This is a genomic window from Micrococcus sp. KRD026, from assembly GCF_017168445.1.
GTDB classification, from domain to species: Bacteria; Actinomycetota; Actinomycetes; order Actinomycetales; family Micrococcaceae; genus Micrococcus; species Micrococcus luteus.
This window is the reverse complement of record NZ_JABFBA010000005.1, coordinates 103822-128231: the sequence shown is the minus strand read 5'-3', so window position 1 is coordinate 128231 and position 24410 is coordinate 103822. Positions and strand designations below refer to the sequence as shown.

Sequence of the window (24410 nt, the reverse complement as noted above, 5' to 3'; positions counted from 1 at the left end):
GCCTCCGTCTCGGTGCCGGTGGTGGGGGCGTCGTCGCGCAGGAGTGCGGCGGCGGACTCGGCGGTCCGCACGGCCTCCTCGAGGCTGAGGCCGTGGTCCGCGACGACGTTGACGTGACCGACCTTGCGGCCCGGGCGCACGTCCTTGCCGTAGAGGTGGACCTTGGCCTGCGGGTGGGCGGCGAGGGCCGCGACGCTGCCGGCGTGCAGGTCCTCGCGGGCGCCGCCGAGGACGTTCTTCATCACGACGCCGGCCCCGCGGGGGGCCGTCTCGCCCAGCGGCAGGTCGAGCACGGCGCGGACGTGCTGCTCGAACTGGCCGGTGACGGCGCCGTCCATGGACCAGTGTCCGGAGTTGTGGGGGCGCATGGCCAGCTCGTTCACCTGGAAGCCCGGGCCGACCCCCGGCGTCTCGAACAGCTCGACCGCGAGCATGCCGGTGACGTCCAGCTCCTCGGCGAGGCGGACGGCCGCGGCGGTCGCGGCCGCGGCGACGGCCGGGTCGAGGTCCTGGGCCGGGGCGACCACGAGGTCGCACACGCCGGCCACCTGGACCGAGTCGACGACGGGGTAGACGGCCACCTCACCGGAGGGGGTGCGCGCCACCTGCGCGGAGAGCTCACGGGAGAAGGGGACGAGGGCCTCGGCCAGCAGCGGGGTGATGCCGGCGCCGAGCCACGCGGCCAGGGTGCCGTCCGCGGCGGAGGCGCGGGCGTCGTCGGCGTCGTCGAGCGTGAGCACGCCCTTGCCGTCGTAGCCGCCGCGGGCGGTCTTGAGGATCATGGGCCAGCCGTGCTCGTCGCCGAAGGCGAGGACGGCCTCGAGGTCGTCGACCGGCGCCCACGCCGGGTTCGGCAGGCCCAGCCGCTCGACGGCGGCGCGCATGACCAGCTTGTCCTGGGCGTGCTGCAGCGCCTCGGGGTCGGGGCGCACGGCGACGCCGGCCTCCTGCAGGGCCCGCAGGTGCTCGGTGGGCACGTGCTCGTGGTCGAAGGTGACCACGTCCACCGTGGCCGCGAACGCGCGCAGGTCCGCCAGGTCCGCGTGGTCGCCGACCACGTGGGGGGCGACCTGGGCCGCTGACGCGTCCGGGGCCTCCGCGAGCACGCGGAAGGGCACGCCGAGCTCCGCGGCGGCGCCCGCCATCATGCGGGCCAGCTGCCCGCCACCGATCACACCGAGTCGAGGGGAAGTCACCCGGACAGGGTAGTCGGACCGGCTGAGAACTCCGTCACGGAGGGGTGGCCGATGCCGGATCCGGGGAGGTCGCGCGCCGGGGGCGCGGCTACAGTGTTCCCCAGCCCTGCGCGGGTCCGCCCCGCGTGCACACCCCCGTCCCGAACCGAGGAGTCCACGCCCATGCTGTCCGATCTCTGGGGCCGCCTGACCGGGATGGTCTCCCTGCTGTGGCGGGAGGTGGCCAAGTTCGGCACCGTCGGTGCGGCCGCGTTCGTGGTGGACTCGCTCGTCTTCTGGTGGATGATGACCGGCCCGCTCGAGGGGTCCAACGTCAAGGCCAAGATCGTGGGCGGCGTCGTCGCCACCCTGTTCAGCTGGGTGGCCAACCGCTACTGGACGTTCCGGGACAAGCGCTCCTCGAACAAGACGCGCGAGCTCGTGATGTTCCTGATCATGAACGCGATCGGGCTGGGCATCCAGGCCGGCTGCGTGGCGATCGCGCAGTACCTGATGGGCGTGACCGACCCGACCGGCCTGTTCATCGCCGGCAACGTGATCGGCCTGTTCTTCGGCACCGTGTTCCGCTACTTCGCCTACCGGTTCTGGGTGTTCAAGGAGAAGCTGGACGTGGAGCCCGGCTTCGCCAACGACCTCGCGATCATCACCGGCCAGATGCCCGTGCTGCGCGAGGAGCAGCTGCCTCCGCACGGCCGGCACCGCGCCCCCGACGCCGGGGTCTGAGCGTCCCCGCCTGACCCCGCCGCCCCGTCAGGGGCGCACGGTCACCGCCCGGCCCGCGTCCCACGCCTCCAGCGCGGCCCGCACTCCCGCCCACGTCAGGCGGGGGCGCGGGCCGTCGTCGTCCGGGGCGACGTCGGCCCCGGCCGGGATCGACGCGGGCCGCACGTGGTCCACGGGGCCGGGCAGGGCGTCCGGCTGGGCGCGGATCTCGGCGGCCACGTCCACGACGGCCGGGTCGACGGCTGGGCCGTCGAACTCGGGCTCGAGGCCGCGCGGCAGGGCGACGGCGAACACGGCCACGGACGGGTCCGGCCACGCCTCGGGCCGGTCCGTGAGGACGGCGGCGGGGGAGTCGCCCTCGAGGGCGGGCTCGGCCTCGGCGCAGAGCACGCCGAGGGCGAGGGCGTGGGAGAGCCAGTGGACGGGCAGGTCCAGGGCGACGGCGTCGCCCGCGCCGATGCCCTCGGCGCCGAGCAGGCCCGCGAACTTGGCGGCCCAGTTCACGGTCACGCGGCCCGAGAGCTCGATGCGCTGGTCCACCGCGCCGGGCTCGTCCGGGGCCCCCGGCTCCTGGACGAGCGCGGGCCGCGGGGAGGAGGCGAGGCGGAGCACGAGGGGGCCGGTGGACCGGGGTGCGGAGAGGGAGACCATGGGCCCAGTGTGGCACCCGCTCGGTTTGACTCGGCACGAATCACACCGATGTAATGAACCCGGGCCAACGGTCCCGCCAGGAGGGGCCCGCCGGCTTGCCCGGCACCCGCGCGGACCGCATGGTCACCCGGCCCACAGCCGCCACGTCGATCCCGGGAAGAGGCGTCACACATGGAGCAGCCCCAGCGAGTCGAGGACGCGCACCACGCCGATCCCGCGCCGGCGCCTCGTCCGCGGAGCGTCCCCAGCGACTGGTTCCTCGACCCCGCCGACCCGCAGGCAGGCGTGTCCGGCGCGAGCCTCGAGGATCAGGCGACCGCCTTCCTCACCGCCCACGACCTCGACGGCGAGACCGGCACCCCGGCCGCCACCGTCACCGCCCTCTTCCCCGGTGACGCGCGTCCGGTCGAGGCCGCGCCCGTCTCCGCCGACTGGGCCGCCATCCCGGGCGTGACCACCGAGCCCGTCGAGGGCGAGCTGGCCTGGCAGGCGGACGCCCTGTGCGCGCAGACGGACCCCGAGGCGTTCTTCCCGGAGAAGGGCGGCTCCACGCGGGACGCCAAGCGCGTGTGCGAGGCCTGCACCGTCAAGGACGCGTGCCTGGAGTACGCCATGGCCAACGACGAGCGCTTCGGCATCTGGGGCGGGCTCTCCGAGCGCGAGCGTCGCCGCCTGCGCCGCGCCCGCGCCTGACGCACGGCGCCCGTCCGTCGGGCGCGGTGCCCGGCGCGGACCGCCCGGTCCGGGCTCAGCCGCGGCCCCAGCTGGGGTCGAGCACCTGCGGGTCCACGCCCAGCGCGTCGGCGCAACGGCTCAGCGCCACCCCGTAGACGGCCCCCTCGAGGTCGGCCGGGTCGGCCGCGTCCCGCAGCGGCCGCTCGAACAGGGTGATCAGCACCCCGTCCCGGCCCTGCCGCTCGGCCCGCGCGAACAGCGCCTCCTCATCCCGTTCCCGGCCGGCGTGCAGCTCGCGCAGCCGCTCGTCGAGCCGGTCCGGGATGCGCTCCACCCGCGCGGTCACGTGCCGCAGCCCGGGCGCGTCCAGGGAGCCCAGCCGGTCCACCGCCTTCTCGACGGCGGTCAGCAGCGCCTCGCCCCGGCCCCGCTCCGAGCGTGCACCGAACGGGCGCGGATGCCGCAGCCCTCGGCCACGGCGGTCCCGGCCGCCGCGCCCCGTGGGGGAGGAGACGCCGGCCTCGGCCGGGCCGCCCTCGACGCCCGGCTCGGCCCCCGCGGCGTCGCCCGCCCGGAACGGCAGGGGGTCGAGGGGATCGGAGGAGGCGGACGCGGTCATGCGCGCCATGGTAGGCCACCGCCCCGGGCCGTCCGCCGAGTAGGGTGGCGGGCGTGGGACCCATGCGACGCTGCAGCAAGACCGGATGCCAGAGCCCTGCCCTGGCCACGCTGACGTACAACTACGCGGACTCGCAGGTGGTCATCGGGCCCCTGTCGCGCCGGGCGGAGCCGCACACGTACGACCTCTGCGGCGAGCACGCTCGACGCACCACGGCCCCGCGCGGTTGGGAGGTGCTGCGGCTGGAGCTGCCCGAGCACTACGAGGCCGTCGACGCGGACGGCGGCGTGCGCACGGTCCCCACCCGGCCCATGGCCGTCCCGCCGGCCCGCCCCGGGCTGCGCGTGGTGCGTGACGGGGACTGAGGCGGCACGTGTCGTGCCGTCCGGGGCCTCGCTAGGCTGGAGGGCATGACTGAGACCTCCGCAGAGTTCCGCACCCCCGACGTCGACCCGGCCTTCGCCAACCGCACCACCGTGCCCGGTGCCTCGTTCGACTTCACGGTCCGGGACCTGTCCCTGGCCGAGGCGGGCCGCCACCAGATCCGCCTGGCCGAGCACGAGATGCCGGGGCTGATGTCCCTGCGCGAGGAGTACGGGGAGGCCCAGCCGCTCAAGGGCGCCCGCATCGCCGGCTCCCTGCACATGACCGTGCAGACCGCCGTGCTCATCGAGACCCTCATCGCCCTCGGCGCCGAGGTCCGGTGGGCCTCCTGCAACATCTTCTCCACGCAGGACGAGGCCGCGGCCGCCGTCGTCGTGGGCTCGGGCACCCCCGAGGACCCGCAGGGCGTGCCGGTGTTCGCCTGGAAGAACGAGTCCCTCGAGGACTACTGGTGGACCGCCTCGCAGATCCTCACCTGGCCGGGCGCGGACGAGGATCCGGAGCGCGGCCCCAACATGATCCTGGACGACGGCGGCGACGCCACCCTGCTGGTGCACAAGGGCGTCGAGTTCGAGGCCGCGGGCGCCGTGCCCAGCGCCACCGAGGACGACCCCGAGGAGTACCGGATCATCCTCGAGACGCTGCGCCGCTCGCTGGCCCGCGACCCGCAGCACTGGACCCGCACCGCCGGCACCCTGCGCGGCGTCTCCGAGGAGACCACCACGGGCGTGCTGCGCCTCTACCAGCTGGCGCAGGAGGGCCGCCTGCTCTTCCCGGCGATCAACGTGAACGACGCCGTGACCAAGTCCAAGTTCGACAACAAGTACGGCATCCGCCACTCCCTGCCGGACGGCATCATGCGCGCCACGGACGTGCTGATCGGCGGCAAGGTCGCCGTGGTCTGCGGCTACGGCGACGTCGGCAAGGGCGCCGCCGAGGCCCTGCGCGGCCAGGGTGCCCGCGTGATCGTCACGGAGATCGACCCGATCTGCGCGCTGCAGGCCGCGATGGACGGCTACCAGGTGGCCCGCCTCGAGGACGTGGTGGGCGAGGGCGACATCTTCGTCACCACCACCGGCGGCAAGGACATCATCATGGCCGAGCACATGGCCGCCATGAAGGACAAGGCCATCGTGGGCAACGTCGGCCACTTCGACAACGAGATCGACATGGCCGGCCTGGCCCGCATCCCCGGCGTCGTGAAGACGGAGATCAAGCCGCAGGTCCACGAGTGGACCCTGGGCGGCGGCACGGAGGCCGAGCGCAGCATCATCGTGCTCTCCGAGGGCCGCCTGCTGAACCTCGGCAACGCCACCGGCCACCCCTCGTTCGTGATGAGCGCGTCCTTCACCAACCAGGTGATGGCGCAGATCGAGCTCTTCGGCGGCTCCACGGGCACCGGCGCCCTGACCGGCGAGCACTACGAGAAGCGCGTCTACACGCTGCCCAAGGTGCTGGACGAGAAGGTCGCCCGCCTGCACCTGGACGCCCTCGGCGTCGGGCTGACCGAGCTGACCAAGGCCCAGGCCGAGTACCTCGGCGTGGACGTGGCCGGCCCCTACAAGGCCGACCACTACCGCTACTGATCCCCGGCGCCCGCGGGCGGACGGACCCACTCGAGAGAGGCACGAGCATGGCTTCCCATCAGGCCGGCCGCGGGCGCGACGAGCGCGCCGGGGCGGAGGACTTCGATTCCGGGCTGGACTACGGCGCGTTCGTCGAGGACGACGCCGCAGACGACCCGAACCGCACCCAGGCGCTGCCCGCCATGGGCCGGGACGACGACGGCGGCGCCCAGCACACCTCGGCGCTCAGCCCCGAGGACCTCGCCGCGCTGCGCGGCGGGGACGCGGCGGCCGCGGACCGGCGCGACGCCGGCCGCCCGGCCGCGGACGCCGACCGCGACATCGTCGCCTCCCGGGCCGTGCCCGAGGGCGGCCGGCGGCCGCTGCCCGGCGCCGACGAGCTCGGCCCGCTGAGCGCCGCCGTCGGGGCCCGCGCGGCGGGGTCGAGCGCCGCCGCCCCGGTCGACCGCTACCCCGAGGACGGCACGGCCGCCCCCGTGGCCCAGGCGGCGGCCCTGCAGGGCCCCACGCCGGAGGAGCGCGCGCGCCTGCCCAAGGCGGGTCCGCGCCTGGCACAGGTGCTGCTGGCGATCCTCGCCCCGCTCGCCCTGGTGCTGGCCGCCGTCCGCCTCGTGGCGAGCCCGGTGTTCCTGTGGCTGGAGTACCACCGGCCCGGGTTCCCCGCGGACCGGTTCGGCTTCACCCTCGCCGACCGCATGCACTACGGCTCCGCCGGGCTGGACTACGTGACCAACCTGGCCGGGCCGCGATACCTCAGCAGCCTCACGCACCAGGGCGCGCCCCTGTTCACCGAGGTCGAGGTCGACCACATGACGGATGTGAAGACCGTGCTGTGGATCGCCACTGCGGTGCTCGTGGCGCTCGTGGTGGTGTGCGCCCTGCTCATCGCGTCCCTGCTGCGCACCAGCCCCGGCGGGGTGCGCCGCGGCCTGTTCGCCGGCGCCGTGTGGCTGCCGCTCGCGGTGATCGCGCTTGCGGTCATGGCGGTGCTGGGCTGGGAGACGTTCTTCGCCGGGTTCCACTCGCTGTTCTTCGCGGACGGCACGTGGACGTTCTCCGTGCGGGACGCCCTCATCCGCCTCTACCCCGAGCAGTTCTGGGTGGACGCGGCCGTGGTGGTCGGGCTGGTGACCCTGCTGGCGTCCCTCGTGACGCTCGTGCTCACGTGGCCCACGCGCCGCCGTCGTGAGCTGAGCGCGGACCGCCGCGAGCAGCTGCTGCGCACCCGCCTGCGGTGGGCCCGGGAGGACGACGCCGTGGTGCGCTGACCGCCGCCGGACGGGAACGGGCCGGGAGGACGAGGCGTCCTCCCGGCCCGTCGTCGTCCGGGGGCGCGGGGTCAGCGACGGTAGAGGGCCTCGACGTCCTCGGCGTGGTCCTCGATCACCTGGGCCCGCTTGAGCTTCTGGGACTGGGTGACGTGCCCGGAGTCCTCGGTGAACGGGTGGTCCAGGATGCGGAAGCGGCGGATGGACTCGGCGCGGGAGACGCCCGCGTTGACCTGGTCCACCGCCTCCTGGATCGAGGCCAGCACGGTGGGGTCCGTCGCGGCCTCGGCCGGCGTGAGGCTGAGCTCGCGGTCCAGGGCCCACTGGGTGAAGGCCTCGGTGTCCAGGGTGATGAGGGCGCCCACGAACGGGCGGTTCTCGCCGACCACCACGACGTGCTCGATGAGCCGGTGCTGGCGCAGCGCCTCCTCCATGGGCGTGGGGTACACGTTCTTGCCGCCGGCGGTGATGATCACGTCCTTCTTGCGGCCGGTGATCCGCAGGAAGCCGTGCTCGTCCAGCGCGCCGATGTCCCCGGTGCGGAAGAAGTCGTCCTCCATGGCCTCCGCCGACGCCTTGGGCATGCCGTGGTAGCCGTCGAACACCACGGGGCCGCGGATGAGGATCTCGCCGTCCTCGGCGATCTTCACCGTCACCCCGGCCACGGGCAGGCCCACGGTGCCCACCCGGTGCGCGCCGGGGATGTTCACGGTGGCCGGCGCGGTGGTCTCCGTGAGGCCGTAGCCCTCCACGATCGGGATGCCGGCGCCGCGGAAGAAGTGCACCAGCTCCGGGGAGAGGGCGGACGCGCCGGACACGCACGAGATCACCTCGCCGCCGAGGGCCTCCCGGATCTTGCGGTAGACCAGCCGGTCGAACAGCGCGCGCCGGGCGCGCAGCAGGGCCGAAGGCCCGGGGCCGTCCCCGAACTCGGCCTCGTCCACGGCCGTGGACCACTCGATGGCGGTGCGCTTGGCGGCCGCGTAGATCCGCCCGGTGCCGCTCTTCTGGGCCTTGGCCTCGATGCCGGCCTCGACCTTCTCGAACACGCGCGGCACGGCCAGCAGCCACGTGGGGTGGAAGGAGGCGAGGTCGCCGAGCAGCGTGGCCGGGGAACCGGAGTGGGCCACCTGGATGCGGGCGTACAGGCAGATGACCTGGACGGCGTGGGCGAGCACGTGGGCCAGCGGGAGGAAGAGCAGGGTGCGCGACGTTGTCGTCTCCGGGGACCACTGGACCACCTCGCGCGCGAAGTGCAGCACGTTGATGGCCGCGCCCACGAAGTTGCCGTGCGTGATCACGGCGCCCTTCGGGCGGCCGGTGGTGCCGGAGGTGTAGACGATCGAGGCGGGGCTGGCGAGGGTCGCCAGGGAGCGGGCGTGCTCGACGGCGTCGTCCGACACGAACGCGCCGGCCTCGGCCAGCTCCGCCAGCCCCGCGTCCGTCAGCGGGAACGTCGCCACGTCCACGCCCGCGTGCCCGGCGGCCTCGGCGACACGCTCGTCGAGCTCCTCGCTGCCGACGGCGACCACCCGCAGCCCCGAGTCCGTGACGATGTGCTCCACCTGGTGGGCCGAGGAGGTCTCGTAGATCGGCACGGAGACGGCGCCGGCGAACCACACGGCCTGGTCGAGGACGGCCCACGCGTAGGAGGTGGGGGAGAACAGGCCCACCCGGTCCCCGGGCTGGACGCCGCGGGCGATGAGGCCGGCCGCCACGGCGCGCACCTGGGTGAGGAACGCGGTGAAGTGGACGTCCACCCAGCCGCCCGCGCCGTTGCGCACGGCGTACACGGGCGCGTCCGGCCGGTCGGCACAGGAGGCGACGATCAGGTCCGTGATGTTGGAGTCCGCCGGCGGCATGCCGACGAGCTCGGTGGCGGACTCATGGACGGGGCTCTGGTTCTGCACGGTCCGAGCGTATCCATTTCCGGACGTGCGGCGCGCGGTCGGGCACACCCGCGCCCGGGACGCGGCCGTCAGATCCAGCTGCTGAACCACATCCGCCAGCGCCACTGGTCGTACGAGATGACGTCGCCGATCCAGACGGGCAGGAAGAACAGGGACACGGCGACGGCGATCGTCACGTACGCCAGCACCAGGGCCGAGCCCCAGCGGGGCCCGGGCCGGCGACCCGGCCGCAGCAGCAGCGAGAGCGCCAGGGCGATCATCATCACGAGGAAGGGCTCATAGGCGATCGTGTAGAAGAAGAACATGGTCCGCTCGGGCCACAGGAACCACACCAGCTGCCCGGCCACGTAGGCGCTGAGCAGGGCGCCGGCCCGCCAGTCCCGGTGGCGCACCAGCAGCCACACGCACACGAGGACGGCGGCCAGGCCCGTCCACCACACGAACGGGTTGGCGATGTCCGTGATGGCCGCCGAGCACGCGCCCGCGGCGTCCGCCGGGCAGATCCCCTCGCCGGGCTCTGCGCCCTCGTAGTAGTAGCTCACGGGCCGGCCCATGAACGGCCAGGTCCACGGGTTGGCGGCGTAGTCGTGGGGGCTGGTGAGGCCCTGGTGGAAGGTCGTGGACTCCACGTGGTAGTGCCACAGGGAGCGCAGCGGGCCGGGGACCAGCCCGGCGAGCAGGCCCTCCGGCGGGTTGTCCCGGTGCCAGTCCCGGTAGTAGCCGCCCTCCGTGACGAACCAGCCGGTCCACGAGGCCAGGTAGGCGACCAGGCCGCCGCCCACCACGGCCACGAACGCGTACAGGCCGTCCTTCTCGACGCCGGCCCACGCCCAGTGCCGCACCCCGGCGGTCCGGCGCGCGGACATGTCCCACAGGACCGTGGTCCTCGGCGGCGGGGCGGGAGGCGAGGGCGGTGGCGGGCACGGGCTCCATGCTAGGGGGACGGGTGGACCGCGAGACGTGCACGGTGGCCGGGGCCGTAGGCTCGGGGCAGCCGTCCGTCCGTCGAAAGGTCGTCCCATGCCCGAGGGCCGCATCGTCCTGGCCGCCACCCCCATCGGCAACCTCGGGGACGCGTCCGCGCGCCTGCGTGAGCTGCTGGCGGAGGCGGATGTGATCGCCGCCGAGGACACCCGGACCGCGCGGCGCCTGTGCGCCGGTCTGGGCGTCACCCCGACGGGCAGGGTGGTGGCCCATCACGAGCACAACGAGGCGGCCTCCACCCAGGGGCTGCTGGACCAGGTGCGCGGCGGTGCCACGGTGGCGGTGGTCTCGGACGCGGGCATGCCCACGGTCTCGGACCCGGGCTATCGGCTCGTGGCGGCCGCGGTGTCCGCAGGGCTGCCCGTGACCTGCGCGCCCGGCCCCTCCGCCGTGACCACCGCGCTCGCCCTCTCCGGCCTGCCGACGGACCGGTTCGCCTTCGACGGCTTCGTCCCCCGCAAGGACGGGGAACGACGGCGATGGCTCACCTCCCTGCTGACCGAGGCCCGCACCGTGGTCGCCTTCGAGTCGCCGCAGCGTCTGGCGGACGCGCTGGCCGTCGTCGTGGAGGTCCTCGGTGCGGAGCGGCCGGTGTGCGTGGCCCGCGAGCTCACCAAGCTGCACGAGGAGGTGGTGCGCGGCACCGCGGCCGAGGTGCATGCCTGGGCTGCGGAGCGGCACGCGGGGGAGGGGATCCGCGGGGAGATCGTGCTGGTGATCGGGCCGCCCGCGCCCGGCGCCGAGGGCGAGGCGTCCGAGGCGGACGCCGTCGCCGAGGTGGCGGTGTTGGTGGAGTCCGGCACCCGGCTGAAGGAGGCCGTGGCCGCGGTGGCCGGAGCCCATGGGATGCGGAGCCGGGAGCTCTACCAGGCGGTGCTCGCGGCCCGGGGCTGACACGTCCCCGGCTACACAGATGCTCATGCGCGGGGGCGCTGCCCCGGGGCCTGGCTAGGATCAGCCGTGGAGCCGCTGCCGACCGCCGCCGGACGGCGTCGGAATACCCGTGGCCGTCCACCCGTTCCCCTGAGGGACGCGGGGCGTGCCGCCTCCGACCACCGACCCCGAAAGAGGTGCATCATGACCGTGACCGCTGAGCGCGAGAAGGCGCTGCTGGAGTCCGTCCCCACCGGCCTGCTGATCGACGGCGAGTGGCGCGATGCCTCCTCCGGCAAGACCTTCGACGTGAAGGACCCGGCCACCGGCAAGGTCATCGCGAGCCTGCAGGACGCGAACTCCGACGACGCCCTGGCCGCCTTCGACGCCGCCTGCGCCGCGCAGGCCGACTGGGCCCGCACCCCGGCCAAGGAGCGCGCCGACATCCTGCGCCGCGCCTACGACCTGATCAACGAGCGCGCCGAGGACTTCGCGCTGCTGATGACCCTCGAGATGGGCAAGCCGCTCGCCGAGGCCCGCGGCGAGGTCACGTACGGCAACGGCTTCCTGCGCTGGTTCTCCGAGGAGGCCGGCCGCCACTACGGCCGCACCCTCACCGTGCCGGAGGGCACCCTGCGCATGCAGGTGCACCATCGCCCGGTGGGCCCGTGCCTGCTGATCACCCCGTGGAACTTCCCGCTGGCCATGGCCACCCGCAAGGTGGGCCCCGCCGTCGCCGCCGGCTGCACCATGGTCCTCAAGGCCGCCAAGCTGACCCCGCTGACCACCCAGCTGTTCGCGCAGGTGATGCAGGAGGCCGGCCTGCCCAAGGGCGTGCTCAACGTCGTCGCGGGCTCCTCCGCCTCGTCGATCTCCAGCCCGATCCTGCAGGACCGGCGGCTGCGCAAGGTGTCCTTCACCGGTTCCACGCCGGTCGGTGTGCGCCTCATGAAGGACGCGGCGGACAACGTGCTGCGCACCTCCATGGAGCTCGGCGGCAACGCCCCGCTCATCGTCTTCGAGGACGCGGACCTGGACGCCGCCGTCGAGGGCGCCTTCGCCGCGAAGATGCGCAACATGGGCGAGGCCTGCACCGCCGCCAACCGCTTCCTCGTGCACGAGGACGTGGCCGAGGAGTTCACGCAGAAGTTCGTGGCCAAGCTCGAGGCGCTCAAGCCCCTGCGCGGCACCGACCCGGAGTCCACCCTCGGCCCGATCGTGGACGAGGGCGCGCGCGACGACATCGACCAGCTCGTCCAGGACGCCGTGGCGGCCGGCGGCGAGGTGCTCACCGGCGGCCACAAGATCGAGGGCGACGGCTACTTCTACGCGCCGACCGCGATCAAGGTGGAGAAGGGCAACCCGATCCTCCAGCAGGAGATCTTCGGCCCGGTGGCCCCGATCGTGACCTTCTCCTCCGAGGAGGAGGCCATCGAGATGGCCAACGACACCGACTACGGCCTCGCCTCCTACGTGTTCACGAAGGATCAGGCCCGGATGTACCGCGTGGCCGAGAGCATCGAGTTCGGCCTCATGGGCTACAACGTGGGCGTCATCTCCAACCCGGCCGCGCCGTTCGGCGGCGTGAAGCAGTCGGGCCTGGGCCGCGAGGGTGGCGCCGAGGGCATCGAGGAGTACTCCTCGGTGCAGTACATCGGCATCGCCGACCCGTGGGCGGCCACGAAGGCCTGACCCTCGCGCCGAGCCGTGTCCTCCGGGGGCGGTATCGGGTGGTATCCGACGTGGATACCACCCGATACCGCCCCCGAGGCGTGTCGGGAGCCCGGGTTCGGCTCCCTAGAGTGGGGTGCATGGCCCACGCATCCGAGACCCCCCTCGCCTACCGTGCCCCCGCCCCGCAGCCGGACGACGACGGCGGCCCGCGCCGGGACGCCCACGAGGAGAAGTCGGGCCGCAAGCGTCGTCTCGAGTACCCGCCCGCGCCGGAGCCGCTGCCGGTGCCCGTCGTGGACAACCACACGCACCTCGACTTCCGCGACGGCTTGGTCCGCGTGGACGTCCACCAGGCGATGGACGCGGCGGAGGCCGTGGGCGTGGTCGGTGCGGTCCAGGTGGGCTGCGACGTCGCCTCGGCCCGGTTCACGATCGCGGCGATCGAGGCCGAGCCCCGCCTGCTCGGCGCCGTGGCGCTGCACCCCAACGACGCGGCCCGCCTGGCCGAGCGCGGCGAGTTCGAGGAGGCGTTCGCGCAGATCGCGGAGCTCGCCCGCCACCCCCGCGTGCGCGCCGTCGGCGAGACGGGCCTCGACTACTTCCGGACGCAGGACGAGGCCGGCCACGCCGCGCAGCAGGAGTCCTTCCGCCGGCACATCCGACTCGCCCGCGAACTCGGCACGGCCCTGCAGATCCACGATCGGGACGCGCACGACGACGTCGTCCGGATCCTGCTCGAGGAGGCGGCCGACGGCGGGCTGCCCCCGCACGTGGTGTTCCACTGCTTCTCCGGCGGGCCCGATCTGGCCCGCACGTGCGCCGAGCACGGCTGGCACATGTCCTTCGCCGGTCCCGTCACCTTCAAGGCCAACGACGAGCTGCGCGAGGCGCTGCGGATCGCCCCGGCCGAGCTGCTGCTCGTGGAGACGGACGCGCCCTTCCTCACACCGCATCCGCATCGGGGCCGCCCCAACGCGCCCTACCTGATCCCGCTGACGCTGCGGGGCATGGCGGAGACGCGCGGAGACGACGTGGCGGCCCTCGCCCGCGCGGTGAGCGAGAACACCGCCCGGGTGTACGGCTCGTTCTGAGCCGATCCAGACCCGGCCCCTAGGATGGGCGACGTGCTGACCCGACTCCTCAAAGCCCGGCTGCCCGAGGGAACGCAGTACCTGGTGGACCGCCCCATGCGGATCCGCCTCGTGTTCGTGGTCCTCGGGTCCGTCCTCGTGGCCGGCCTCGAGATGGTGGCGCTCGCCTCGATCCTCCCGCTGGTCAGCCTGCTGACCTCGGGTGAGCTGGGCTCCCCGGCGCTCGAAGGGCTGCTGGCCCGGTTCGGGGCCGTGACGGTGCCGGAGCAGACGGTGGCCTTCGCTGTCGTGATCGTGCTGGCCTTCCTGCTCAAGGCGATCCTGGTGCTCGCGTTCCGCTGGTGGACCATGGGGTTCACCAACCAGAACCTCATCCGCACGTCTGCCACGCTGCTGCGCTACTACCTGCGGGCCGACTACGGCCTGCACCTGACGCGCACGGTCGGCACCCTGGTCAACAACGTCACCGGCACCTCCAGCATGGCCTACACGGGCGTGGTGAACGCGTCCGTCACGTTCCTCACGGAGGCGGTGACGCTCGTCGCGGTGGCGGTCGTGGTGGGCGTCGCCATGCCGCTGACGGGGCTCGGGATGGCCCTGTACTTCCTCGCCGTCGCCTGGGTGATCAAGACCGTGATCCGCCGCCCGGCCTCCCGCCTGGGCTGGACCCTGGTGACCGCGGGGGAGCGGGCCAACACGGCGGCGCTGCAGGGCCTGGAGAACTACAAGGACGTGAAGATCCGCGGCAACGACTCGGCCTTCATGGAGGAGTACCGCGCGGCCCGCATGGAGAGCGCCGAAGCCACGCGGCTCAAGATGATCCTCACGATGATGCCGCGTTACGTGCTCGAGGTCGCCTTCGTGGCCGCCATCGCGGCGCTCGTGGCCGTGGCCTTCATCCAGGGCCGCGGCGGGGAGGCGTTCGGCTCGCTCGCCCTGCTCGCGATGGCCGGCTTCCGCGTGCTGCCGTCCATGGCCGCGCTCATGGCCACCACCAATGAGATCCGCACCTCCTGGCCGGCCTTCGAGCGCACGACGGCGGAGCTCGCCGCCGCGCAGCCGGTCCTGCACGCGGCGGACCGGCCCTACGAGCGCATCACGTTCGAGGAGTCCATCGAGGTGCGGGACGCGTCCTTCACCTACCCCGGCAAGGCCGAACCGGTCCTGCGCGACATCGACCTGCGCATCCCCTTCGGCTCCTCGTACGCCTTCGTGGGCGGCAGCGGTGCCGGCAAGACCACCCTGGTGGACCTGGTCATCGGCTTCCACCACGCCCAGCGCGGTGGGGTCTACGTGGACGGGGTGGAGCTCGAGGCCAACCCGCGCGGCTGGTGGGACAACGTGGCGTTCGTCCCGCAGTCCGTCACCGTGGTCAACGGAACGGTGCTGCACAACGTGCTCCTGGACGTCGAGGCCACCCAGACGGCGGACCGGGCCGAGGTGGAGCGCGTGCTGCGCGAAGCCCAGCTGGGCCAGTGGCTGGACGAGCTCCCCGACGGCCTGGACACCGTGATCGGCGAAGGGGCCGTGGGCGTCTCCGGCGGCCAGCGCCAGCGCCTGGGCATCGCGCGCGCGCTCTTCCGGCGCCCCCGCCTCCTCGTGCTCGACGAGGCGACGTCGGCCCTCGACAACCTCACGGAACGCCGGGTCACCGAGGTGATCGAGTCGCTGCGCGGACGGATCACGGTCATCGTGGTCGCCCACCGTCTCTCCACGGTCAAGCGCTGCGATCAGATCGTGCTGATGGACCAGGGGCGGATCATCGGCCAGGGCACGTTCGCCGGGCTGCAGGAGACGAGCCCCGAGTTCCGCGAGCTCGTCCGGCTCGGTGACCTCTCCACCTGAGCGGAGCCCGCGCCGCTGCGTCCCGGCTACCCTGTCCGGCGCCCCGATAGACTCGCGGGCATGGTCCAGCCCTCCCCGCACCCCGTTCCCGCCCCGCTGCTGAGCGCCGCGGACGTGCGGCGCATCGCCGCCGAGCTGGACCTGCGTCCCACCAAGCAGTGGGGCCAGAACTTCGTGATCGACCCGAACACGATCCGACGCATCGTGCAGGCCGCGGACGTGACCGTGGACGAGCACGTGCTGGAGATCGGCCCCGGTCTGGGCTCGCTCACCCTCGGCCTGCTGGACGCGGCCGCCGCCGTCACCGCCGTCGAGATCGACCCGGTCACCGCCGCCCGCCTGCCGCGCACCGCCGCCGAGTTCCGCCCCGGGGCCGAGGACGCCCTGGCCGTGCTGCACGCGGACGCCATGACGCTGAACGAGCAGTCCCTGGCTGAGGTCCGGCCCGCTGCCGCGGCCGGCGGCCCCACCGCGCTCGTGGCGAACCTGCCCTACAACGTGGCCGTGCCCGTGCTGCTGCACGCGCTCGCGGTCCTGCCGGGGCTGCGGCACGGCCTGGTGATGGTGCAGGAGGAGGTCGCGGACCGTCTCGCGGCCGGGCCCGGCTCCAAGGTCTACGGCGTGCCGTCCGCCAAGGCGGCGTGGTACGCGGACGTGCGCAAGGCGGGCACCATCGGCACCCAGGTGTTCTGGCCGGCTCCGCGCATCCACTCCGGGCTGGTCGCCTTCACCCGGCGCGAGCCGCCGGCGGGCAGCGCGTCCCGCCGGGAGGTCTTCGCCGTGGTGGACGCCGCCTTCGCCCAGCGCCGCAAGACCCTGCGCGCCGCGCTCGCCTCCTGGGCGGGGTCGCCGCAGGCGGCGGAGGACGCCCTGGTGGCCGCCGGCGTGGACCCGCGCGCCCGCGGCGAGGCCCTGGACATCGCGGCCTTCGCGCGGATCGCCGAGCACGGCCCGCGGCGTGCGGCGGAGGTGAGCGCATGACGACGGAGGACCTCGGCCTCGACCCCGCGGCCCGGCACGTCACGGTCAGCGCCCCCGGCAAGGTGAACCTGTCCCTGCGGGTGGGGCCGCCCGGCGCGGACGGCTACCACCCCGTGGCCACCGTGTACCTGGCCGTCAGCCTGCGGGAGACCGTCACGGCGATCGCGCGCACGGACGGGAGGATCACCGTCGGCCCGTCGGGCCGCCACATCAGTCTGGTGGACACCCAGGACGTGCCCTGGGACGAGCGCAACCTCGCGCACCGCGCCGCCGCACACCTGAGGCACACCCTCGGACTCGATCCTGACAGCCACGGCGTGCACCTCGAGGTCGCCAAGCAGGTCCCGGTCGCGGGCGGCATGGGCGGCGGCTCCGCCGACGCAGCCGCCGCGCTGCTCGCGTGCAGCGTCCTGTGGGAGACCGGGCACACCCGCGCCGAGCTCGCCGAGCTGGCCGCCCCGCTGGGCGCGGACGTGCCCTTCAGCGTGCTGGGCGGCGCCGCCGTCGGGCTCGGGACCGGGGCCGAGCTGACCCCCGTCGCGGCCCGCACCCCGGTGCACCTCGTCCTCGTCCCGGCGGACGCCGGGCTGTCCACCCCCGTGGTGTTCCAGACCCTGGACGAGCTGCGCCGGGAGGGCCACCTGCCCGACGGGCCGGCGCGCCCGGAGGTGAACGAGGCCGTCCTGCGGGCCCTCGCCGCGGCCGACCCGCTCGAACTCGCCACCGCCATGGACAACGACCTGCAGACCCCGGCCGTCGTCCTGTTCCCCGAGCTCTCGGACGTCCTCGACCTCGGCCTGGACGAGGGCGCGCTGCGCGGTATGGTCTCCGGCTCCGGCCCCACCCTGCTCTTCGTGGCCCAGGACGAGGCTTCCGCGCTGCGGCTGGCCTCGGCCATCGAGGAGCGCACGGGAGTGCGCGCCCTCCCCGTCCACGGCCCCGTGCCCGGCGCCCACGTGCTGTGACACCCGGCGGCGCACCCCGCCGCACCCTGACCACCCCTCCTCCGTCCGGAAAGGACCACCCCCTCCATGGCCCACCTGCTCGGCGCCGAGAACATCGGCATCGCCTTCGGAACCCGCACCGTCCTCGAGGGCCTCTCCCTCGGCGTGGATGAGGGGGACCGGATCGGACTCGTGGGCCGCAACGGCGACGGCAAGTCCACGCTCATGCGCATCCTCGCCGGCCTCCAGGAACCCGACACGGGCCGCGTCACCCGCCGCGGCGGCGTCCGCGTGGGCGTGCTGGACCAGCAGGACCGGCTCGACCCGGAGCACACCGTGCGTCAGGCCGTGGTCGGGGACGTGGACGACCACGTGTGGGCCTCGGACCCCAAGGCCCGGGACGTCCTGGGCGGTCTCCTCGACGGCTTCGACCTCGGCCAGCCCGTGCGGGGCCTCTCCGGCGGCCAGCGCCGTCGCGTGGCCCTGGCCCGTCTGCTCGCCGGGGACGACGACGTCCTCTTCCTCGACGAGCCCACCAACCACCTGGACGTCGAGGGCGTCGCGTGGCTCGCCCGCCACCTGAAGCAGCGCTGGCGCCCCACCGACGGCGGCCTCGTGGTGGTCACCCACGACCGGTGGTTCCTCGACGAGGTCTGCACGCGCACGTGGGAGGTGCACGACGCCACGGTGGACCCGTTCGACGGCGGCTACGCGGCGTGGGTGCTCGCGCGCGCGGAGCGCTCCCGGCAGGCGGCGGTGACGGAGCAGAAGCGTCAGCAGCTGGTGAAGAAGGAGCTCGCCTGGCTGCGCCGTGGCGCCCCGGCGCGTACGTCCAAGCCGAAGTTCCGCATCGAGGCGGCCAACGCCATCATCGAGGACGTCCCCGCCCCGCGCGACTCGGTGTCCCTGGCGAAGATGGCCACGGCCCGGCTCGGCAAGGACGTCCTCGACCTCGAGCACGTGAGCCTGACGCTGGGGGAGAAGCCGATCCTCGACGACGTCACCCTGCGCCTGGCACCCGGCGAGCGGCTCGGCGTGGTCGGCGTCAACGGTGCGGGCAAGTCGACCCTGCTGCGCCTGCTCGACGGCCGCATCGCCCCGGACTCGGGGCGGGTGAAGCGCGGCAAGACGGTGGTCTCGGCCACCCTCACCCAGGACGTGAAGGAGCTCGACGACGTCGCCCACCTGCGCGTCGCCGAAGTCATGGCCCGCGAAGGCTCGTCCTTCCAGGTCGGTAGCCGCGAGATGTCCTCCGGCCAGCTGCTCGAGATGCTCGGCTTCGGCACCTCCCGGCAGTGGACTCAGGTCTCGGAGCTCTCGGGTGGCGAGCGCCGGCGCCTGCAGCTGCTGCGCCTGCTCGTGGGTGAGCCCAACGTCCTCATGCTCGACGAGCCGACCAACGACCTGGACACGGACACCCTGGCCGCCGTCGAGGACGTGCTGGACGGGTGGCCGGGGACCCTGGTGGTGGTCTCCCATGACCGTTACCTGCTCGAGCGCGTCACCGACCACCAGGTCGCCCTGCTCGGGGACGGCAAGGTCCGCGGCCTGCCGGGCGGGGTGGATCAGTACCTCGAGCTGCGCGCCGCGATGGCCGAGGCCGGCGGCCCGGCCCGGGGAGCCGGCGCGGTACGGGGCCGCAACGACGTCGTCGGGACGTGCGCGGGCATGGGCGGGCCGGAGGAGGACACCGGGCCCACCGAGGCGGAGCGTCGGCTGGCCCGCAAGGAGATGGCCCGGCTCGAGAAGCAGATGACCCGGCTGCGGGACCGCAGGTCCGGCCTCGAGGCGCGGATGGCCGAGCTGGGGCAGGCGCAGGACTTCGATGCCCTCACCGCGGCCTCCGCCGACTTGAAGGACCTCGACGCACAGCTGGACGTCCTGGAAGAGGAGTGGCTGCAGGCTGCCGAACTCGCCGAAGGGGACTGACCGGCGGGCGCGCACAGGAGGGTGCGGCGGCCGTCACAGCCATTCACAATTTCCGCCCTATAATCGGGGGCCGGGGCACAGCACCATGCCTGACCCCACATGACGTGGACCATCCCCCCGCGTCAGGACGGAGGAGCAGAGCGTGATCGGGAGTCCCGGTGATGAGTCGACCGCGCTCCGCATGGGCTCGACCGCCCGCGGCCGTGTCCTGGGCCGGCCTTGGGAGCGGGGCCTCCCGCTGCTCGTCCTCATCGTGGACGTGGTCGCGGTCCTGCTCGCCACCTTCGTCTCGGCCCAGCTCCGCTTCGGCGGACCGCGGCGCACCACCCTCCCCGGCGCCGAAGTCATCGACTACAGCGTCATCAGCCTCGCGCTGAGCGCGGCGTGGGTGCTCGCGCTGAGCATCCAGGGCTCGCGGGACATCCGGATCCTGGGGGTGGGCAGCGAGGAGTACAAGCGGGTCCTGCAGGGCACCCTGTACCTCTTCGGCACCGTCGCGATCCTCGCCTATGCGGCAGGTCTCGAAGTGGCGCGCGGCTACGTGGGTCTGGCTCTGCCGTTGGGCGTGCTCCTGCTCCTGCTGGGCCGGTTCCTCGTGCGCGGGTGGGTGGCGCGGCAGCGCCACCACGGCAGGTTCCGGCGGCGGCTCCTGCTCGTCGGCGGCCCGAAGGCGGTCCGACACATCTTCCAGACCCTCGACTCCGAGGCCGGCGCCGGCTATGCCCCCGTGGCGGCGGCTCTCCCCGGATACAAGGCCCGGCGGGAGGACTACCTCCCGATACCGGTCTCCACGGACCTGGACACCGTGGAGGACGTGGTCGCCCTCGTGGAGGTGCGCGACGTCGAAGCCGTGGTGATCACCTCAGGCCACTCGTTCGTCCCCGGGGACGTCCGCCGACTGGGGTGGGAGCTGCAGGAGCGCGGCGTCTCCCTGATCATGGCGCCCGCGCTCGTGGACGTCGCCGGACCCCGCCTCCACACGCAGCCCCTCGCGGGTCTGCCGCTCATCCACCTCTCCACCCCGCGCCTCTCCGAGGGCAAGGCGTTCGCCAAGCGGGCGTTCGACGTCGTCGCGTCGGGTCTGGGCCTGATCGCCATCTCGCCGCTGTTGATCGCCGTCGCGATCGCGGTCAAGGCCACGGACGGCGGGCCGGTGCTGTTCCGGCAGGAGCGGATCGGTCTCGGCGGCAGGCCGTTCACCATGCTCAAGTTCCGTTCCATGGTGGTGGACGCCGAGGAGATCCGGGAGCGGCTCGTCTCGGACGGCGGGGATGCGGACGTGCTGTTCAAGATGAAGGACGACCCGCGCATCACCCGGGTCGGCAAGCTCATCCGCCGCACCAGCATCGACGAGCTGCCCCAGCTCGTGAACGTGTTGCGGGGGGACATGTCCCTCGTGGGTCCGCGGCCCCACCTGCCGCACGAGGTCGAGGCCTATGAGCAGTATGTGCACCGCCGCTTCCTGGTGCAGCCCGGCATCACGGGCCTCTGGCAGGTCTCCGGCCGCTCCGACCTCCCGTGGGAGGAGGCGGTCCGCCTGGACCTCTACTACGTGGAGAACTGGTCCATCCTGGGCGACCTCGTGATCCTGGGCCGGACCGTCAAGGCCGTGGTCGCCGCCGACGGCGCCTATTGACCCCGGATCCGCGCGACCTGTGTGGAAGAATGGGCCGTCGTCGCCGCCCCCTGGGGTCCGGCGCTCCGCCCTGGTGTAATGGCAGCACGCCGGCCTTTGGAGCCGTGCGGTCTAGGTTCGAATCCTAGGGGCGGAACCCCCGTCCTCTGACCCCCACCGGTGCAGGAGCCCCCATGTCCCAGCCGTCCGCCCGTCCCTCCGCCGTGATCGTCCTGGCCGCGGGCCAGGGCACCCGCATGAAGTCGACGACGCCGAAGATCATGCACGCGATCGGGGGGCGCTCCCTCGTGGGCCACGCGCTCGCGGCGGCCTGGTCGCTCGCGCCGGAGCACCTCGTGGCCGTGGTCCGGCACGAGCGGGCCCGCGTGGCCGAGCACATCGAGACGGTTGCGGCCCAGCTGGGTATCGACGCGCTGGCGATCGCCGACCAGGACGACGTGCCGGGCACCGGCCGCGCCGTCGAGCTGGGCCTGGCCGCCCTGCCCGCGGACCTCGAGGGCACCGTCGTGGTGACCTACGGTGACGTCCCGCTGCTGACCCCGGAGACCCTCGCCCGGCTCGTCGCGGACCACGAGGCGGACGGCAACGCCGTCACCGTGCTCACCGCCACCCTCGAGGACGCCACGGGCTACGGCCGCATCGTCCGCGACGCCGAGGGCCTCGTGGAGCGGATCATGGAGCACAAGGACGCCCTCGCCCATGCCGAGTCCACGGGGGACGACTCCTTCGTGGCGATCCGCGAGGTCAACTCCGGCATCTACGCCTTCGACTCTGCCCTGCTGCGCCGCACCCTGCCGGAGATCTCCACGGACAACGTGCAGGGCGAGAAGTACCTCACGGACGTGCTCGGCATGGCCCGCGCCGAGGGCGGCCGCGTCGCCTCGGTGGGCACGGACGACGTGTGGGAGGTCGAGGGCGCCAATGACCGCCGTCAGCTCTCCGACCTGGGCCGCCAGCTCAACGACCGCGTGTTGCGCGGCTGGATGAAGGAGGGTGTCACGGTCGTCGACCCGTCCTCCACGTGGGTGGACGTCACCGTCTCCCTCGCCTCGGACGTCACGCTCAAGCCCGGCACCCAGCTGCATGGGGCGACGTCGGTGGCCACGGGCGCCGTCGTCGGCCCGGACTCCACCCTCACGGACACGCAGGTGGGGGAGGGCGCCGTGGTGAAGCGCACCGACGCCACGGAGGCCGTGATCGGCGCGGGCGCGACCGTCGGCCCGTTCACCTACCTGCGCCCGGGCACGGTGCTGGGGGAGGACGGCAAGATCGGCGCGTTCTACGAGACCAAGAACGTGACCGTGGGCCGCGGCGCCAAGCTCTCCCACCTGGGCTACGCCGGGGACGCCGAGATCGGCGAGTACACCAACATCGGCTGCGGCAACATCACCGCCAACTACGACGGCGTCGCCAAGCACCGCACCGTGATCGGGGCCCACGTGCGCACCGGCTCGAACACGGTGTTCACGGCCCCGGTCTCGGTGGGCGACGGCGCCTACACCGGTGCCGGCGCGGTGGTCCGCGACGACGTCCCGGCCGGCGCCCTGGCGCTGAACGCCGTGGCGCAGCGCACCATCGAGGGCTGGGTGCCCGCCAAGCGCCCGGGCACCTCCTCGGCCGAGGCCGCGCGGGCCGCCGGCGCGGAGGGCTCCGGCGCTCAGGGGTGACCCCGCGCGCCCGACAAGAGGTCGGCGTGTCACAACCGTACCGATTCCGGTACGGTTGTGACACCAGAGATGAGGTGGTGATCCCGTGACGTATCGTGACGATCTGTGGGACGTGGCTGCGGGGAACCACGGGGTCATCGCCACTACGGAAGCGGAGGAGGCGGGCGTGCCCGCCGTCGAGGTCCGCAAGCTCGCCCAGCGCGGCGTTCTGCGGAGGCTGGCCCACGGGGTGTACCTCCATCGCCAGGTTCCCCGCGACCGGTTCACGGACGCGGCGGAGGCCGTGGCCACGGTCGGTGAAGATGCATTCCTGGACTGGGACGCAGTGCTGTCACTGTACGACCTCGCCCTGGTCGATCCCTCCGTCGTACGGGTGGGCGTGACGAGGCGGTACCGCGGCTCGCCGCGCGCGCATGTACGAGTGACACGACGCCGTCCCCCGCCGGGCGACGAGGACCTCACCTTTCACGGCGGCGTGCGAGGCCTCACGATCAACCAAGCCCTTCGTGAGGCACTCGACCGCATCCCTCTCGAGCGCGTCGCCGCTGCGATCGAGGAGGCCCGCGCGCGCGGGCTGCTCACGGTGGGCGAGGCGAGGAGCTTGAAGAAGGACCTGGAGGCGCGGCAGAACGGTGGACATCGTGGCGGTCGATGACGTGGTCGTGGGCCTGGGCGATCTGGGAGCTCGAGGTGCGCCCAGGAGCGAAGGCCAACTCAACCGTCGACTGGAGGCGATCGCTGACGCGATGGGCGTTCCGGTGGACCGGGCGCGCCGGTTGCTGGGAGCAGTGATCGTGGCGCAGATGTTGCCGGAAGGCGTCGTAGTCAAGGGTGGAAATGGCGTTCGACTCCGACATGGAGCCACCGGGACGCGGGCGACCCGGGATCTCGATCTACTGGCTCGCGATCCCCAGCAGGCGCTGAAGGACTTGACCGGGTTCGTCGACCGGGGATGGGGGGCCGCGCCCGGGAGCAAGAGAGAACTCAAGGCCGACCCGGCTGCGACCCGGGTGGCCTTCTTCGGCACGGTGCATGAGGACGATCCTGCGGAGCCTCTCGGAGTGCCCGATCCCTACGTCCTGTCACGAGCGAAGGTGACCCTGCATTTTCTCTCCCCGAGGACAAGTTGGGTGTCGGTCCCGATCGAGATCGGGCGCGACGAATTCGAGGGCAGCACGCTGGCGCAGCCAGTCGAGGTCGTGGCACCCCAGGTCGCGGAGGCGGTCACCGCGTTGGGATGTGGAACACCGCGGTCTGTGGCCGTGATGGCTGTCGAGCAGCAGCTCGCACAGAAGATCCATGCCGTCACGGATCCACATCAGACGCGAGGCCACGATCTCGTGGACATCCAGTTGCTCTGGCATGGGGCGGAGGCCGAGGGTGGTGTCGACATCCCGTTGCTCGCAGATCTCGTCAGCCGTACTTTCATGTTTCGGTCACCCGGCCGGACTGCGGCAGGACACACACCGCATGAGTGGCCGCCTCCGGTCGCTCACGTCCGGACTCTCGAGCAGGGGTACCTGGATGCGCTGGAGGAGACACGAGTGGGTGCGGAGGGACAGGCCAGGCTCCTGCAGCCGCGCGTGTCCGACGCGGCGGATTGGCTGGAGTCGTTGATCACAAGGATCGCGCGGGCCGCCGGCGCGGAGGGCTCCGGCGCTCAGGGCTGACCCCGCGCGCCCTAGGATGGGTGCGAGGACCGGGCCCTTCAGGCGGCCCGCTGGACGTCGGCCGCGCGCCGCCGCCGGGCATGGAACGTGCAACCACGAAGGAT

Annotated in this window: 21 protein-coding genes and 1 tRNA gene; 17 read left to right on the top strand and 5 right to left on the bottom strand. The window is 73.2% G+C overall.

The features are described 5' to 3' along the window. Positions 1 to 1196: 5-(carboxyamino)imidazole ribonucleotide synthase (locus J1M40_RS01985; protein WP_206450428.1), on the bottom strand; the 1196-nt coding region annotated here is incomplete at its 3' end. Positions 1197 to 1358: 162 nt separating this feature from the next. On the opposite strand from J1M40_RS01985, the gene J1M40_RS01980 reads away from it, so the two are divergent. Next, the gene (locus J1M40_RS01980) at positions 1359 to 1919 is read left to right on the top strand and encodes a GtrA family protein (protein WP_206450411.1); all 561 of its coding nucleotides are present in this window, start codon (positions 1359 to 1361) and stop codon (positions 1917 to 1919) included. Positions 1920 to 1946: 27 nt separating this feature from the next. On the opposite strand, the gene J1M40_RS01975 is transcribed toward J1M40_RS01980, so the two are convergent. Continuing rightward, positions 1947 to 2570 carry a hypothetical protein gene (locus J1M40_RS01975; RefSeq protein WP_020628242.1) on the bottom strand — a complete coding sequence of 208 codons (624 nt, stop codon included), beginning with the start codon at positions 2568 to 2570 and terminating at the stop codon, positions 1947 to 1949. A gap of 171 nt (positions 2571 to 2741) precedes the next feature. On the opposite strand from J1M40_RS01975, the gene J1M40_RS01970 reads away from it, so the two are divergent. Beyond that, positions 2742 to 3263: a WhiB family transcriptional regulator gene (locus J1M40_RS01970; RefSeq protein ID WP_206450410.1), complete on the top strand. Its 522-nt coding sequence runs from the start codon at positions 2742 to 2744 to the stop codon at positions 3261 to 3263. A gap of 55 nt (positions 3264 to 3318) precedes the next feature. Here J1M40_RS01970 and J1M40_RS01965 read toward each other — a convergent pair whose 3' ends face one another. Continuing rightward, positions 3319 to 3864: a hypothetical protein gene (locus J1M40_RS01965; protein WP_225348318.1), complete on the bottom strand. Its 546-nt coding sequence runs from the start codon at positions 3862 to 3864 to the stop codon at positions 3319 to 3321. 62 nt (positions 3865 to 3926) lie between these two features. Between J1M40_RS01965 and J1M40_RS01960 the strand changes: the two genes are divergently transcribed. The 3 genes from J1M40_RS01960 to J1M40_RS01950 are packed head-to-tail and all read left to right on the top strand — an operon-like array spanning position 3927 to position 7102. Beyond that, positions 3927 to 4229 (top strand): DUF3499 family protein, encoded by a 303-nt coding sequence (locus tag J1M40_RS01960; RefSeq protein WP_020628239.1) that lies wholly within the window; start codon positions 3927 to 3929, stop codon positions 4227 to 4229. 45 nt (positions 4230 to 4274) lie between these two features. Beyond that, the gene (ahcY, locus tag J1M40_RS01955) at positions 4275 to 5834 is read left to right on the top strand and encodes an adenosylhomocysteinase (protein ID WP_228070633.1); all 1560 of its coding nucleotides are present in this window, start codon (positions 4275 to 4277) and stop codon (positions 5832 to 5834) included. Positions 5835 to 5881: 47 nt separating this feature from the next. Then, positions 5882 to 7102 carry a TIGR01906 family membrane protein gene (locus J1M40_RS01950; RefSeq protein WP_206450409.1) on the top strand — a complete coding sequence of 407 codons (1221 nt, stop codon included), beginning with the start codon at positions 5882 to 5884 and terminating at the stop codon, positions 7100 to 7102. A gap of 71 nt (positions 7103 to 7173) precedes the next feature. Here J1M40_RS01950 and J1M40_RS01945 read toward each other — a convergent pair whose 3' ends face one another. Together J1M40_RS01945 and J1M40_RS01940 are read right to left on the bottom strand one after the other, a co-directional pair. Continuing rightward, a complete protein-coding gene (locus tag J1M40_RS01945) occupies positions 7174 to 9012 on the bottom strand; it encodes an AMP-dependent synthetase/ligase (protein WP_206450408.1) in 1839 nt (612 codons plus the stop codon). A 68-nt stretch (positions 9013 to 9080) separates the two neighbouring features. After that, positions 9081 to 9878 carry a hypothetical protein gene (locus J1M40_RS01940; RefSeq protein WP_241251978.1) on the bottom strand — a complete coding sequence of 266 codons (798 nt, stop codon included), beginning with the start codon at positions 9876 to 9878 and terminating at the stop codon, positions 9081 to 9083. 154 nt (positions 9879 to 10032) lie between these two features. On the opposite strand from J1M40_RS01940, the gene rsmI reads away from it, so the two are divergent. From rsmI to J1M40_RS01880, 12 genes are all read left to right on the top strand, one after another. Further along, positions 10033 to 10890 (top strand): 16S rRNA (cytidine(1402)-2'-O)-methyltransferase, encoded by an 858-nt coding sequence (gene rsmI / locus J1M40_RS01935; protein ID WP_101967340.1) that lies wholly within the window; start codon positions 10033 to 10035, stop codon positions 10888 to 10890. A 183-nt stretch (positions 10891 to 11073) separates the two neighbouring features. Further along, positions 11074 to 12561, top strand: coding sequence for an NAD-dependent succinate-semialdehyde dehydrogenase (locus J1M40_RS01930; protein ID WP_144860570.1), 1488 nt, complete (start codon positions 11074 to 11076; stop codon positions 12559 to 12561). 119 nt (positions 12562 to 12680) lie between these two features. After that, the gene (locus J1M40_RS01925; protein ID WP_144860572.1) at positions 12681 to 13634 is read left to right on the top strand and encodes a TatD family hydrolase; all 954 of its coding nucleotides are present in this window, start codon (positions 12681 to 12683) and stop codon (positions 13632 to 13634) included. A 33-nt stretch (positions 13635 to 13667) separates the two neighbouring features. After that, complete coding sequence (locus J1M40_RS01920) at positions 13668 to 15479, top strand: ABC transporter ATP-binding protein (protein ID WP_070709104.1); 1812 nt, start codon at positions 13668 to 13670, stop codon at positions 15477 to 15479. A gap of 60 nt (positions 15480 to 15539) precedes the next feature. Then, positions 15540 to 16460, top strand: a complete 921-nt coding sequence (gene rsmA / locus J1M40_RS01915; protein WP_170720494.1) for a 16S rRNA (adenine(1518)-N(6)/adenine(1519)-N(6))-dimethyltransferase RsmA — start codon at positions 15540 to 15542, stop codon at positions 16458 to 16460. Continuing rightward, positions 16457 to 17425: a 4-(cytidine 5'-diphospho)-2-C-methyl-D-erythritol kinase gene (locus J1M40_RS01910; RefSeq protein ID WP_070709113.1), complete on the top strand. Its 969-nt coding sequence runs from the start codon at positions 16457 to 16459 to the stop codon at positions 17423 to 17425. Before rsmA ends, J1M40_RS01910 begins: the two co-directional genes overlap by 4 nt. A gap of 66 nt (positions 17426 to 17491) precedes the next feature. After that, positions 17492 to 19333: an ABC-F family ATP-binding cassette domain-containing protein gene (locus tag J1M40_RS01905; protein ID WP_070709111.1), complete on the top strand. Its 1842-nt coding sequence runs from the start codon at positions 17492 to 17494 to the stop codon at positions 19331 to 19333. A 142-nt stretch (positions 19334 to 19475) separates the two neighbouring features. Beyond that, complete coding sequence (locus J1M40_RS01900; RefSeq protein WP_159305442.1) at positions 19476 to 20969, top strand: sugar transferase; 1494 nt, start codon at positions 19476 to 19478, stop codon at positions 20967 to 20969. Between the two features lie 64 nt (positions 20970 to 21033). Next, positions 21034 to 21105, top strand: a tRNA-Gln gene (locus J1M40_RS01895). Between the two features lie 37 nt (positions 21106 to 21142). Further along, positions 21143 to 22636, top strand: coding sequence for a bifunctional UDP-N-acetylglucosamine diphosphorylase/glucosamine-1-phosphate N-acetyltransferase GlmU (gene glmU, locus J1M40_RS01890; protein WP_144919119.1), 1494 nt, complete (start codon positions 21143 to 21145; stop codon positions 22634 to 22636). An 85-nt stretch (positions 22637 to 22721) separates the two neighbouring features. Beyond that, complete coding sequence (locus J1M40_RS01885) at positions 22722 to 23291, top strand: type IV toxin-antitoxin system AbiEi family antitoxin domain-containing protein (protein ID WP_070709107.1); 570 nt, start codon at positions 22722 to 22724, stop codon at positions 23289 to 23291. Then, positions 23269 to 24306, top strand: coding sequence for a nucleotidyl transferase AbiEii/AbiGii toxin family protein (locus J1M40_RS01880; RefSeq protein WP_087114480.1), 1038 nt, complete (start codon positions 23269 to 23271; stop codon positions 24304 to 24306). The genes J1M40_RS01885 and J1M40_RS01880 overlap by 23 nt, the downstream gene beginning before the upstream one ends. Positions 24307 to 24410: the final 104 nt, after the last annotated feature.

Bases quoted from the DNA above. Each gene is read 5' to 3' on its own strand.
- J1M40_RS01980 (WP_206450411.1), top strand. From the start codon at position 1,359: ATGCTGTCCGATCTCTGGGGCCGCCTGACCGGGATGGTCTCCCTGCTG.
- J1M40_RS01975 (WP_020628242.1), bottom strand. From the start codon at position 2,570: ATGGTCTCCCTCTCCGCACCCCGGTCCACCGGCCCCCTCGTGCTCCGC.
- J1M40_RS01970 (WP_206450410.1), top strand. From the start codon at position 2,742: ATGGAGCAGCCCCAGCGAGTCGAGGACGCGCACCACGCCGATCCCGCG.
- J1M40_RS01965 (WP_225348318.1), bottom strand. From the start codon at position 3,864: ATGACCGCGTCCGCCTCCTCCGATCCCCTCGACCCCCTGCCGTTCCGG.
- J1M40_RS01960 (WP_020628239.1), top strand. From the start codon at position 3,927: ATGCGACGCTGCAGCAAGACCGGATGCCAGAGCCCTGCCCTGGCCACG.
- ahcY (WP_228070633.1), top strand. From the start codon at position 4,275: ATGACTGAGACCTCCGCAGAGTTCCGCACCCCCGACGTCGACCCGGCC.
- J1M40_RS01950 (WP_206450409.1), top strand. From the start codon at position 5,882: ATGGCTTCCCATCAGGCCGGCCGCGGGCGCGACGAGCGCGCCGGGGCG.
- J1M40_RS01940 (WP_241251978.1), bottom strand. From the start codon at position 9,878: ATGTCCGCGCGCCGGACCGCCGGGGTGCGGCACTGGGCGTGGGCCGGC.
- rsmI (WP_101967340.1), top strand. From the start codon at position 10,033: ATGCCCGAGGGCCGCATCGTCCTGGCCGCCACCCCCATCGGCAACCTC.
- J1M40_RS01930 (WP_144860570.1), top strand. From the start codon at position 11,074: ATGACCGTGACCGCTGAGCGCGAGAAGGCGCTGCTGGAGTCCGTCCCC.
- J1M40_RS01925 (WP_144860572.1), top strand. From the start codon at position 12,681: ATGGCCCACGCATCCGAGACCCCCCTCGCCTACCGTGCCCCCGCCCCG.
- rsmA (WP_170720494.1), top strand. From the start codon at position 15,540: ATGGTCCAGCCCTCCCCGCACCCCGTTCCCGCCCCGCTGCTGAGCGCC.
- J1M40_RS01910 (WP_070709113.1), top strand. From the start codon at position 16,457: ATGACGACGGAGGACCTCGGCCTCGACCCCGCGGCCCGGCACGTCACG.
- J1M40_RS01905 (WP_070709111.1), top strand. From the start codon at position 17,492: ATGGCCCACCTGCTCGGCGCCGAGAACATCGGCATCGCCTTCGGAACC.
- glmU (WP_144919119.1), top strand. From the start codon at position 21,143: ATGTCCCAGCCGTCCGCCCGTCCCTCCGCCGTGATCGTCCTGGCCGCG.